This window comes from Bacillus sp. N6, assembly GCF_052805735.1.
In genome coordinates this window covers 3,228,614-3,241,544 of the sequence record NZ_CM127843.1, presented here as the reverse complement: position 1 = coordinate 3,241,544, position 12,931 = coordinate 3,228,614, and the positions used below count along the sequence as shown (strand labels likewise).

Genomic DNA, 12,931 nt, shown 5'->3' with positions numbered 1-12,931 from the left:
TGTTAACTAATTGTTTCTTGTTCTATAAAATAGAAAAACCACCCAAACGAGGGTGGTTCGTATTATAAATAACTACTTAAAGAAGAAAGGGAGACCTTCACCTCACTACCTTCCTTCATATTTCGCAGCATAACGGTTTCTGTACTAAGTTCGTCTTCACCAATGATAAGCACATAAGGGATATTCTCTTTATTGGCATAATTAAGGGCACGTTTTAATTTGCGTCCTGCTAGTTCAAGTTCAACTTTTAAGGAAGTGGTAGAACGTAATTGCTGGGCAATTTGTAAGCATTGTAATTCTGTCCCGAGTGGGATGATAAATAGATCCGCTGTAGATGAGATTGTTTCTTTCTGCGATAGTGCTGTATAAATAACGTCTAAACCGAATGAAATACCGACTGTTGGATAGTTCATATTATCACCACGGAATGCTCCGATAATGTTATCGTAACGGCCGCCACTACCTATGCTAGATGTAATTGAGCCATCTTTTAGGAAGATTTCATATACAGTCCCTGTATACATTGTGAGTCCTCTTGCTAAAAACGGATTGAATATCGTATTTTCATTTATTCCGAGAGCGATTAAATATTGCTGTAATTGTTGTAATTCGTTTACGCCATCGGCAACGAGTTGGTTATTGAAAGATTCTTTAAAGTCAGCAATTGTAAGCTTTAGACAAGATAATACAGTATTACATATTGTATCAGCCATTTCTTCAGAAATTCCGCGCTCTAATACATCTTTTCGTACACCATCAATCCCAATCTTTTCGATTTTGTCTAATGATAAAATGACGTCACTCGTTAGTTCAGTAGGGATGTTAATGGACTCGAGAATACCGTTTAATAATTTTCGGTTATTATATTGAATCGTTACTTCTAAGTTTAACGTTCGGAATAGTTCAAACGCCATGCTCATAAGATCAGCTTCTGCCATGACGGATTCTACACCGACTATATCAACGTCGCATTGTATAAATTCACGGAATCTCCCTTGTTTAATTGGCCCATCTCGAAATACTTTCCCAATTTCATAACGTTTAAAAGGGAGGCGAATATTCGGATTCATCGCCACGACTTTTGCGAATGGAATGGTTAAATCGTATCGTAAGGCAAGGTCGCGTTTTCCTTGATCCTTTAGCGTATATATTTCTTTTAATATTTCATCGCCACCGCCGTACTTGTAAGACATAAGCTCATACATATTTAACGTTGGTGTCTCTAACGGTTTGCATCCGTATCGTTCAAACGTATCTTCACAAGCCCTTTTAATTTTATTTCGCAGCACTTGCTCCTCTGGTAAATAGTCTTTTGTGCCTTTTACATTTTTCATTTCCATTGTAATCACTCCTATTTTAAAATTAAAAAAAGCTATGCGGGTATAAAAATACCCACATAGCTTTATGAACGCTTCGTGGGTCAACAGGAAAAGCCCTGTACCCACGAAGAAAAATTTTTCTTCGGATACACGGCGTTACGTATGATGATGAAGTTGGAAAGAAGTATTAAAATTTCGCATTACAAATCTCTCCTTAACATAAGTTTTTCCAAATTATATCAGATGATTTTTGAATTATCAATATTTTTAGTTTTGAAATATACGTGAAGTTATGTAGGAGAAATGGAAAAGGGTGTATAATAAAACTTAATAATATGAAATAACCTTTTAAGGAGAACGTTATGAAAAAAGATAAAACAAATGCGATGCGAATATTAGACAAAGAAAAAATTGAATATTCGATGATGTCATATGATCCAGACGATGGGAAAATTGATGGCGTATCAGTAGCCGAGAAAATTGGACGAGAAGTGAGAGAAGTATATAAAACGTTAATCGCTCAAGGGAATAGTAAAAATTATCATGTGTTTATTATTCCGGTAGATGAGGAACTAAATTTAAAAGCTGCCGCAAAAGCAGTAAGTGAAAAGAAGATTGAAATGATTGCTGTGAAAGATATTACGAAAGTGTCAGGATATATTCGTGGTGGTTGTTCACCAGTCGGAATGAAGAAGTTATTTTCTACATGTATTGATGAAAGTGCCCAATCACTTGAAACGATGATAGTAAGTGGCGGGAAAATTGGTATACAAATTGAGCTTAAAGTAGATGACTTGGCGAAAGTGACGAGAGCGCAGTTTGGAGAGGTAACGAAGTAAATATACATAGGAAAAGAAGTTCTTGTTTTATTAAATTTAGATAAAGATTTATAGGATAATTAGTCCATTATGAGGACGGATTATCCTTTTTTCTTGCTACTGATCATGAGACGTTATGTTAACCGAGTGTGTATACAATATTCAACCGAAAACAAACAACATATCAACTCTATAAAATGGTAAAATAGGGAAAAGGGCATTCTGAATAATACCTTTAGAAACCACTATTTATCACATAGGGGTTTTCAAAAAAGTAAAGGGGGGGATAAATGAAATATATTAATGGATTGTACATAGCACTTATATTGATGATGTTCATTAATTTACTTAATTTCACAATTTTTGATAATAAATACTCAGGGATAACAATGTATCTTTCTTCCGTTATATTCATAATTGGGAGCGCATTTTTTGGAAGTGCAAAACGGCTTAAAATGAGTGAGAAAAAATAAACCTTTTAGGAGGTTATAATCATTAATGAAACAACAAGAACAAGTAATCTTTCGTGAGGTTCAGCGATCCCCAATTTGGGTATGGATACTCATATTAGGGATCTCCATGCTGATGTGGTATGGATTTATTCAACAAATTATTCTTGATATCCCGTTTGGAGATAAACCAGCTTCTAATGGTGTCTTAATTGTTATGTGGTTGTTGTTCGGGATTGCCTTTCCTGTATTAATGCTTGGAGTATTGAAACTGATCATTGAGGTCCGTGAAAAAGGTCTTTATGTCCGCTTTGTTCCTTTTCATTTTCAATATAAGCAGTACCTTTTCAAAGATATACACCATTATGAATGCATTACTTACAGTCCAATAAAACGATTTGGAGGATGGGGAATTCGTTTTAACCTTAAGAATGAAAAGGCCTATAACATGAATGGAAATAAAGGTATAGAGTTAAAGTTGCAATATAACACAGTAGTAATCGGCACTCAAAAATCAGATGAATTAAAAAAAGCACTGGACTCAGTACAAAAAGTATAATGAAAATTAAACTTTAACAAACGGGCACAATTCAACAATTTCTACTAGGTATACCTACTTTAAAAACAACTTAAATTTACTTCCAATATCGAAAATTATGTAAATAAGTTGTTCACTGGATTCCCATAGAAAACTGTGATGAGATGAAATGTTTGATTTTGAAGCACTTCAAAATCTTAGCTAGATGGCTATGTATCGGTACCGACATTAAAAAGGCAGGAACATATCAAATATGTTCCTGCCTTTGATTTTAGACAGATGTTTCCTAACAGTTGATTTTGTAAATGAAAGTCGAATTTAAATCCATATTTTGTGTGAAATATAAAACATATAATAAAAGTATGAGGTGATACAGTGAGAGAGATTCATATTCATAAAATCATTGCGAATAAGAGAAAAGAAAAGGGAATTACGCAGGAAGAGTTAGCGGCGTATATCGGTATTACGAAGGCATCTGTTTCCAAATGGGAGACGGGGCAGAGTTATCCGGATATTACATTTTTACCACTATTAGCATCGTACTTTAACATAAGTATTGATGAACTAATTAGTTATACACCACAAATGGAGCAGGAAGATATTAAAAATTTATATCATCGACTAGCCGAAGCTTTTAGTGAAGAACCGTTTGATGAAGTAATGATGGAGTGCAGGGGAATAATCAAAAAATATTATTCTTGTTTTCCGTTATTAATTCAAATAGGAATACTTTTTATTAATCATCACATGTTAACAGAGGACACGGATAGAGGAATTGAAATTTTAGAAGAGGCAATGAATCTCTTTAGCAGAGTGCAGGAAGAAAGTGACGATGTTTCTCTTGTGAAAGAGGCGGCATCGTTTCAAGCAACTTGCTATCTTATACTCAATAGACCAAATGAGGTGCTTCAATTACTTGGCGAAACGATACGTCCTAACTTTCCAGAGGAAGATCTAATCGCACAGGCGTATCAAATGCTTGGAAATGCTGAGAAGGCAAATGAAGTGATGCAAATTAGTATGTATCAACATTTAATACAACTCGTTGGGACAATACCGAATTATGTAGTAGTAAATGCTTCAAGCGCTGAAAAAGTAGAGGTAATTTTAAATAGAGCTTTTATGTTAATAGATATATATGAATTAGAAACGTTACATCCCAATATGACTTTAAAAGTATACTATGCTGCTGCACAAGTATATTGCATGCAAGGGAATTTTGAAGGTTCATTAGAAATGCTACGGAAATATGCAGCGGTTTGTACGAATAGCTTCACAGTAAATAGCCTGCATTTACACGGCGATTCCTATTTTGATGCGATTGATGGATGGTTTGCAGAATTTCCACTTGGTGCTAAAACAGTTAGAAATGAAGAGATTATAAAGCGAAGCATGCTACAAAGCATTGCAGAGAACCCGGTTTTCGTTCCGATGAAAGATGTAAGAGAGTACAAAAATATAATAGCGAGTTTGAAATTCAAATTAGATATAACGGAATAGAAGGAGGATTAATATAATGATCTTTGATGAATATGAAGTAGCGGTAAAAAGTGAATTAACTTTGCAAGGTACGATTACAAAGCCAAAACCTGGTGGGAAGTATGCTGCTGTTGTAATTATCGCTGGATCTGGAGAAGTTGATCGTGATGGAACGATAGTACCGCTAAAGCTTGAGTCGAACATATATAAAGATTTAGCACATGTAATGGCGCAACTTGGAGTAGTGACGCTCCGTTTCGATAAGCGCGGAGTAGGAAAGAGTAACGGAGAAATTCTGAAGACTGGAATGTGGGATTTAGTTAGTGATATAGAGGCCATGATAACGTATTTAAAAGAACAACCATTTGTTGATCCAGAAAATATCATTTTAGCTGGTCATAGTGAAGGGTGTATGTTAGCCACTGTAGTAAACGCAAGAACACCAGTTAATGGACTCATACTTATTACAGGAGCTGCAGAATCATTAGAAGAAGCTACAAAAAGACAAAGAGAAATTGCTTATAAAGAACTAAAAGAGCAGAAAGGAATAAAAGGAAAACTAATGCGTCTTCTTAATGTAGAGAAACGCGGAGAAAAACAGATGGAAAAAATAAAAGAGAAAATGATGAACACAGAAAAAGATACGATTAAAGTTGGTTTTAAACCGATGAATGCAAAGTGGTTTAGAGAGCATTTTCAGCATGACATCTATAAAGACTTACAACAAGTAACATGTCCAGTACTAGCTATTGCTGGTGATAAAGATATTCAGGCTGACCCTGAAAGAGCGAAGCGGATCGGTGAGTATGTGAAGGGTGATTCTGAAGTACGTGTAGTAAAAAATATGGATCATAGTTTAAAAAGTTTTGAAGGTGAATTTAAAGCATTAGAGTTTAAAAAGAATTATGAAGAAGGGGCAGGAAAGCCACTTCATCCAGAGTTGGAAGAAATAATTGTGAATTGGATGGATGCGCATTTTATCTCGCAACATGCGGGTAGAAAGATTTCCGGTTCAATATTAGGCGAAAGTGAGGAAGTCGGAAGGGAGAGTAATTGTCTGTAAAAAAAAACGGCTGTTGTAGGTTGATTTAGTTTAGTATATGAATTTATTTTTTTGCGAATTCATTCATTATAAAATGTTCGTTTTTATTAATTAACGCGATAAAAACGAACATTTTTTTATTTTAAATAAATTGGATAATTAAACTATAACATCAATGTGTATCGTTGAATATCATAATAATATAATGGAGGTGATGTTATATGGCTCTTACTACAGGACCAATTGAAAACGTAGGAAATCAACCTGCTAATGCAAATAGAGTTAGGGTAAAAATCCTTAACCGTACTGCGGGCCCGCTTACTGGAGTAGCTAGAGTTTTTAGACTTGACGGTTCATTAGTATTAATTGAACAGGTAAACTTCAATGTAAATTCTAATGCTTCTACTTTTGCAACTCTAAGTTTAGTTCATCCTGCTCTTGGACAAGCATTTGAATATGAAGTTCAAATTGTTCCTAATCAACCTGGTGGACTATATAGTGTTTATGGACTAACAGCTGACAGTGTTATCATTACTGCACAACGTATTGTGAACTCAGAATTGACACAGTTTCTTTAATTAAAATAGATTGGTGCCTACATGGTATCCAATCTATTTTTGTACGTATTATTCAGAGAAAGAAAGGTTTTACACAAAAATAAAGACAGTTATGGAAAAAGGAAAAGTCGAGCTATCATCTAGATTTTTATTATTTCTGTCTTAGACCGTATCTATTTTGTGGCACGGTTTTCTTTGAATGCTTTTTATTCAAACTGTTTTTTTAAGTATTTATCAAATATGCATTATTGCATAAATAAATTTAAATTTATAAGTTAATATTAAACTACTTTTTAATTGTAAAGAATATTTTAATAATCTTTACGGGAGAAGGATATTTCTTGTGAAAAGTAAAATTGTTTGGAAAGTAGATAAACAAAAAGTTTGGAAATGATATAAACTCAATAGAGTTTTGTATTAAATAAAAAGAAAAGGGTGGGTATGGGTTTCTAAAAGTTTTGGGGGGAGAAAGCATTTTTTAGTTAGTAGCTTCAAATTATATTTTAAAGGGGAATGGGTATATGAAGTTTCGAAATACAAAGATTGCTATGATTACGCTATCTTCATTTTTTATTTTAGGTTCTGCATCTCTATCATTCACAGATACTATACACGGTGAAGTAGCTCCTGCATCAGCACAAGAGATTATTGTAAAAAGTTATGACGATACATATTATAATAACGCAATAGGAAAAACGGGCTTAGAATTAAAGAAGGAACTGCATAATATTATTGATAATCATACAAAGTTATCATACAGTGCGGTTTGGGAAGCACTAAGAGATACTGATGAAGATCCAAATAATAAAAATAATGTGATACTCTTATATACTGGTCGTTCGCAAGGGAAGCTTACGAATGGATCAGGAGTAAATAACTGGAACCGTGAGCATGTTTGGGCAAAATCTCACGGTGACTTTGGAACGACTGCAGGACCTGGAACAGATCTACATCATTTAAGAGCGACGGATGTATCTGTAAATAGTTCACGTGGAAATTTAGATTTTGATAATGGTGGTGTGAATCATTCTGAAGCGACAGAATGTAAATATGATAGTGATTCTTGGGAACCTCGTGATAGTGTAAAAGGAGATATTGCTAGAATGCTGTTTTATATGGCTGTTCGTTATGAGGGGGACAACGGCGAAATAGATTTAGAACTAAATGAAAAAGTGAATAACAATAAAGATCCATACATGGGGAAACTATCGGTTTTATTAAAATGGAATGAACAAGACCCGGTCGATGATTTAGAGCGAAAGCGTAATGAAGTGATTTTTACAAAATATCAACATAACCGCAATCCTTTTATTGATCATCCTGAATGGGTAAATAAAATTTGGAACTAAGATTTTTAAAGGTATTATATTTTGATAGAAGGGATTGATCATTATGATCAATCCCTTCTTATATTTTTACTAGAATAAATGATTTTTATAGGATTGAAGAGGAGAATAGGATAGATATTTTATCAAGTTAATTATATATGGGTATTTTAGTACGGTCCCCACTCAATATTCACCCCAACAATAAGAAAAACAAGTCCAATGATAAACCAAATGAGTGCAAGTGGAGCCATGAAACGAATCCATTTTCCATAAGAAATCCCGCTCGCTGCGAGAACGCCCATTAAAACACCAGAAGTTGGATTTAAGCAGTTTACTACACCTTCCCCAAGCATAACAGCCTGTACTGTAACTTGGCGTGTAATGTGCATGAAATCAGCTAATGGAGCTAATATCGGAATAAAAATAACCGATTCTCCTGTCCCGGATGAAATAAGGAAATGTAATGCGGCACTACTTACGTACATACCGATAACGCCAAATACAGGGCTTTGTCCTTCAAGAGCTTGTGCGAGTTGGTTAACGATTGTATCAAGTAATTTGCCTTGTTCTAAAATGACTGAAATACAACGAGCCATTCCAACGATTAGAGCACCGTAGATAAGATTTTGGCAGCCAGTTAGAAAAGTAGATGCGATATCGTTTGCTTTCATACCACCTATTATTCCGGCTGTAATTGCTATGAAAATAAAAGTAGCGGTCATTTCTGCGTCCGTCCAATGTAGACGAAAAGCGCCTATTAAAAATACAATTAACGATAAAGCTGAAACGAGTAAAATTAATTTATGACGTATCGTCCAAGGAACTTCTTTTTTCTCCGCTTCTTTTTCGCTTGAAAGAGCGTTACTTGGAAACCAGTTGTCGCCAAGAATGCTTCCTTTATTCGATTTTTTCAAGCGCTTTACATACCAATTAATATAAAGGATAGTGGCAAGTAAAAAAGATATATAGATTGCGGTGCGTAAACCAATCCCGGAAAACATCGGAAGTTCTGCGATCTTTTGTGAAATGCCTAAAGGTGAGGGAGATAAAATAGTAGCATTAAAACCAGCATAAGTGCCTAAATAAATAATTGCTACACCGACGATAGCGTCCCATTTTAACGTGCGTGCAACGATGATACCGATGGGGATAAAACCGATAACTGAGTTAACGATAATACCAGTCGTTCCAAGAATAGAAAAGAGCGCAGCAACTATACAAATGAAAAGTAATTGCTGATTCCGAAATTTGTTAATAACATGATAGATTAAACCGTCAAGAGCACCTGTTTTTTCAAGAATTGCAATAGCTCCACCTGTAAATAAAATTAGAAAGATAATAGGAGCAGCAAGTGTCATTCCTTTTTCAATAGCGGTAAAAAAAGAAACAAATCCTACGGGTGATTGCGGAACAGAATGGTAGCTACCTGGTATTGTCGTTGTAACGGTTCCGTTTGTAACCCTTTTAAATTCTCCAGCAGGAACGAAGTACGTAGCAATGGCGCAAAGTAAGGCAATAAAAAATAGTAGTACGTACGCATCAGGCATTTTAAACTTTTGTTTACTAGGTTGTTTTTTTGCCTCAGTTTGTATTTGCATAAAATCCCTCCTTCTTCACTTGATTAATTTTTAATATTCTGAATTTAATCTGTGAAATAGATTATAATAAAGGTAGCTTCTTAAGGCAATATTTTTTGTATCCTTTTCCCGCACATACAAATTATTACAATATTAGACAGGGAAACGATAATAAGCCAAGAATATGTTATGTAGAAAGAAAAAGGAAAAGAGGGAACAAGATGTGGAAAACTACTGATTTATGTGATGAATTTGAAAAGGAATTACAAATATGTCGACAGTCTTTTCGGTCTTTTGGGAAGAAAGAACAATTCTACGGAAAAATTGCAACTGTAAAAGTGAAAGATGATAATGTACTAGTGAAGGAAGGATTGCAAACATTACCAGAAGGAACAGTATTAGTTGTTGATGGCGGAGCGTCTACGAATTGTGCGTTACTCGGTGATAATTTGGCAGCTATTGCGGAAGAAAGAAAGCTAGCAGGAATTATTGTGAATGGGTATGTTCGTGATTCTAGTGAACTAAAGAATATTAATATTGGTATTTTAGCATTAGGAACGATGCCAAATAGAAGTGTGAAAGAAGGAAAAGGAGAACGAAATATTTCATTGCACTTTGGACAAGTAGAATGGAATCCAAATGAATATGTCTATGCGGATGAAGATGGCGTCATTATTAGTGAAAAGAGTTTACATAGTTAAGAGTTAATAAGTTATTATTCTTAGAAAATAAATCCGATAAAGCATGGACAAAATTCTTTGTCAATAGTAAAATAATACAGAAATTTAAAATTTACAGAATGTATAGGTTTATCGTTTTACGATAACTTAAATGGAAGTAAGTTGTGCCAAGAAAAGTGAATGTTATCACAATGATACGTTCATAAACAAAATTATTTTTCCTATACAAATATAGCCGCGAATAATGCGGGTAGGAGGTGTTGTACATTTTTGTTCGACACTTACAAAAAGAGAGTGTCAATCGCACGCCCTTGAAGGGCCTTTTTTTGTGTAAATGGTAGTAAGGGAGGAAATTTTGGGATGGCAATGTTGAAAAAATGGCTGCTTACGTCTTTAATGGCAGTGACACTTGTATTTGTTTCTTTTGCGAATACAGTACATATTACGTTTGCTGAAGGAAATACAGCAAAACTTGCAATTATTGGGGAATCACAAAAAGGCATTATGTTATGTCCGAAAGAAGAGCAAATTAAAGATGGGGAAACAGCTTTAAGTTTGCTGCAAAAGGTCATGGGGGACAAAGTAGAATCTGAAACGATGTCGTTTGGAACATATGTAAAAGGAATCGATGGTTTAATGGCCGGGGCTACAAGTGCTTGGCTGTATGATGTAAATGATAAGTCTGCAGAAGTCGGAGCAGATAGTTATAAATTAAAATCTGGAGATGTTGTTGTCTTTCGCTTTGTTTCAGACTGGAGCAATATGAGTCAGGAAACATTGAAAGAAACGTTAGATAAGTTCGGAACGTGTAAAACAGAAGAACTAAAACCAGAAGGTCAAGACGGTAAAACACCAGATGGGAAAAATCAAGGTGACCAAGACGGTAAAACGCCAGATGGGAAAAACCAAGGTAATCAAGACGGTGAAAAACCAGATGGGAAAAACCAAGGTGATCAAGACGGTGAAAAACCAGATGGGAAAAACCAAGGTGATCAAGACAGTAAAACGCCAGATGAGAAAAACCAAGGTGATCAAGACGGTAAAACGCCAGATGGGAAAAAACCAGAACAACCAAAGCAAGAGAATGTTCAAATTCCAGCGAAGCAATTAGAGGAAGCAATCTCAAAAACATCTGACAAGATGTTACAAGATGGAATCGAAAGTGATTGGGTAGCTGTAGCGCTTTCTCGTTCTGGAAAGAATGTGCCAATTGACGCAAAATTAAATTATGTTAAGTCAGTAACTGAAAAAGTAGAAAAGCGCATTAATCGTTTTTCAGCGACAGATTTAGCTAGAACAATTATAATGATGAATGCAATGAGTGCAGACCCTAAAAATGTAGGTGGACATAATTTAGTTCAAAAATTGTATGAGTCAGATAAAGTGAATTCTGTTACAGGTTATGCATTTGCTTTACTTGCATTTGATACGAAGAAGTATGAGATTCCAGTTGAATCAAAATGGAACAGAGTTGCTCTAGTGGAAGCACTGTTAAATAATCAGCATACAGACGGTGGATGGACTTATAATAGTTCAGGTAGTAAAGATAGTGCTAGTAGCGTTGATGTAACAGGTATGGTTTTATCAGCATTAGCTCCTTATCAAGAGCGATCAGATGTGAAACCAGCTATACAAAAAGCTGTTGCGTATTTATATAACGAACAGCTGCAAAATGGCGGTTTTTCAGCTGATGGACAAGAAAATTCAAATAGTACTGCGCAAGCAATTATTGGATTATCACTTGTTAAAGATGTAGATCAAAATCGTCTTCATAAGGCAATGCAAAACCTATTATCATATCAACTTTCAAATGGTGAATTTAAATGGTTACCAAGTGATCAAAATGGTAACGGAATGGCTACAGAACAGGCTCTTTTAGCATTACTTCAATTTAAGGAAATGGGAAAATCTATTTATGATTGGTCTAATGTAGACGCTGGTGATGTAATTAAGCCAAAACCGATTGAAGAGCCAGAAAAGGTCGTTGAACCAGAAAATAATGTAGTAGAAAAAGAAGTTACTGAAGAACCGAAAGAACAAAACCAAGTACAACAAGAAACAAAAGATGAAAATCTAAAAGTAGTTGTAGATAACGAACCGGTTAAGAAGAAAAAAATCGGAAACGGTAACAGTCTACCAAAAACAGGAGCATCTTCTCATAGTGCAGCAACAGAAGTAGGTATGGGTGTATTATGTATTGCTTCTGCATATGTATTATGGAGACGTAAAGCAGCTTAACAAAAAATTAGGAGCAATTATTTGCTCCTAATTTTCGTATGAAAGGTGAGAGATAGGATGAGTAAGGTGAAATGGTTCATTTCTTTACTGCTTTCGCTTGGGCTACTTGCCGGATGTGAAGAGGCAGCTGTAAAGCCTGAGAAGAAGGTAGAACCGAAGCAAGAAGAGGTAGCGAAACAAGAAGAACAAAAAGATGAAGCGAAGCCGGAAGAAAAAACAGAAGAAAAGCAAGCTGAATCAGAGCAAAAGCAGCAAGAAGAGCAGAAAGAGAAACAAGAACAAAAAGTAGATGAGAAGCCGAAAGAGGAAAAGCCGCAGGCACAACCAGAGGTAAAGAAAGAAGAGAAACAACAGGAACAACCGAAAGAACAGCCGGCTGTAAATAAGCAACCAGAGCAGCAACAAGCACAAGAAGAGAAACAACAACCGAAAGCACCAGAAGTAAAAGAAGAAGCAAAGGTTGTGAATCAGCCGAAAGAAACACCGAAGCAGGAGCAAAAAGTTGATCCGAATAAAGCGGAGAAAATGATACCGACTCCGGCAGTACCAAAACCTGAACCACCAAAACCAAAAACAGATCCAGTATCAGTACCGAAACCACAAGCAAAACAAGTAACAATCTCGGTAAAAGGAAATAACGGATATATAATGGGTGCGAAAAAGATGGATGTACAAGATGGCGATACTGTGTATAAAGTATTACAACGTACAGGATTAGATGTTGATGCAAGCGGATCTAGAGATAGTATTTATGTAAAAGGTATTAATGATTTATATGAAAAAGATATTGCGGATACTAGTGGATGGAAATATCGTGTGAACGGTGCTTTTCCAAACCATAGTGCTGGTGTAGCTACGGTAAAACCAGGAGATACAATTGAGTGGGTATACGTATTACAATAAGAA

The 12,931-nt window shown here is 35.3% G+C and carries 12 protein-coding genes; 10 read left to right on the top strand and 2 right to left on the bottom strand.

What is annotated here, in order from left to right:
• Positions 1 to 62 precede the first annotated feature (62 nt).
• Entirely contained in the window at positions 63 to 1,340 is a 1,278-nt protein-coding gene (locus ACUXVC_RS16665) for a histidine--tRNA ligase (RefSeq protein ID WP_446025771.1), read from the bottom strand.
• 341 nt (positions 1,341 to 1,681) lie between these two features.
• Here ACUXVC_RS16665 and ybaK point away from each other — a divergent pair, with 341 nt between their 5' ends.
• The 7 genes from ybaK (at position 1,682) to ACUXVC_RS16630 (ending at position 7,551) form a co-directional block, all read left to right on the top strand.
• Positions 1,682 to 2,158 carry a Cys-tRNA(Pro) deacylase gene (gene ybaK, locus ACUXVC_RS16660; RefSeq protein WP_000710852.1) on the top strand — a complete coding sequence of 159 codons (477 nt, stop codon included), beginning with the start codon at positions 1,682 to 1,684 and terminating at the stop codon, positions 2,156 to 2,158.
• A gap of 269 nt (positions 2,159 to 2,427) precedes the next feature.
• Positions 2,428 to 2,610, top strand: coding sequence for a hypothetical protein (locus tag ACUXVC_RS16655; RefSeq protein ID WP_000875160.1), 183 nt, complete (start codon positions 2,428 to 2,430; stop codon positions 2,608 to 2,610).
• A gap of 25 nt (positions 2,611 to 2,635) precedes the next feature.
• The gene (locus tag ACUXVC_RS16650; RefSeq protein ID WP_000813121.1) at positions 2,636 to 3,145 is read left to right on the top strand and encodes a DUF6141 family protein; all 510 of its coding nucleotides are present in this window, start codon (positions 2,636 to 2,638) and stop codon (positions 3,143 to 3,145) included.
• A gap of 354 nt (positions 3,146 to 3,499) precedes the next feature.
• Positions 3,500 to 4,624, top strand: a complete 1,125-nt coding sequence (locus ACUXVC_RS16645) for a helix-turn-helix domain-containing protein (RefSeq protein WP_213744355.1) — start codon at positions 3,500 to 3,502, stop codon at positions 4,622 to 4,624.
• Between the two features lie 16 nt (positions 4,625 to 4,640).
• The gene (locus ACUXVC_RS16640) at positions 4,641 to 5,666 is read left to right on the top strand and encodes an alpha/beta hydrolase family protein (protein ID WP_446025770.1); all 1,026 of its coding nucleotides are present in this window, start codon (positions 4,641 to 4,643) and stop codon (positions 5,664 to 5,666) included.
• Between the two features lie 200 nt (positions 5,667 to 5,866).
• Entirely contained in the window at positions 5,867 to 6,223 is a 357-nt protein-coding gene (locus ACUXVC_RS16635) for a hypothetical protein (protein ID WP_001229424.1), read from the top strand.
• A 500-nt stretch (positions 6,224 to 6,723) separates the two neighbouring features.
• Positions 6,724 to 7,551 carry an endonuclease I family protein gene (locus ACUXVC_RS16630; RefSeq protein ID WP_053563973.1) on the top strand — a complete coding sequence of 276 codons (828 nt, stop codon included), beginning with the start codon at positions 6,724 to 6,726 and terminating at the stop codon, positions 7,549 to 7,551.
• A 146-nt stretch (positions 7,552 to 7,697) separates the two neighbouring features.
• Here the strand turns inward: ACUXVC_RS16630 and ACUXVC_RS16625 are convergent, their stop codons facing one another.
• A complete protein-coding gene (locus ACUXVC_RS16625; RefSeq protein ID WP_098126532.1) occupies positions 7,698 to 9,128 on the bottom strand; it encodes a YfcC family protein in 1,431 nt (476 codons plus the stop codon).
• 200 nt (positions 9,129 to 9,328) lie between these two features.
• On the opposite strand from ACUXVC_RS16625, the gene rraA reads away from it, so the two are divergent.
• From rraA to ACUXVC_RS16610, 3 genes are all read left to right on the top strand, one after another.
• Positions 9,329 to 9,808, top strand: a complete 480-nt coding sequence (gene rraA / locus ACUXVC_RS16620) for a ribonuclease E activity regulator RraA (protein WP_000266049.1) — start codon at positions 9,329 to 9,331, stop codon at positions 9,806 to 9,808.
• Positions 9,809 to 10,147: 339 nt separating this feature from the next.
• Positions 10,148 to 12,025, top strand: coding sequence for a DUF4430 domain-containing protein (locus tag ACUXVC_RS16615; protein WP_446025769.1), 1,878 nt, complete (start codon positions 10,148 to 10,150; stop codon positions 12,023 to 12,025).
• Positions 12,026 to 12,082: 57 nt separating this feature from the next.
• Complete coding sequence (locus ACUXVC_RS16610) at positions 12,083 to 12,928, top strand: DUF4430 domain-containing protein (protein WP_446025768.1); 846 nt, start codon at positions 12,083 to 12,085, stop codon at positions 12,926 to 12,928.
• Positions 12,929 to 12,931 lie beyond the last annotated feature (3 nt).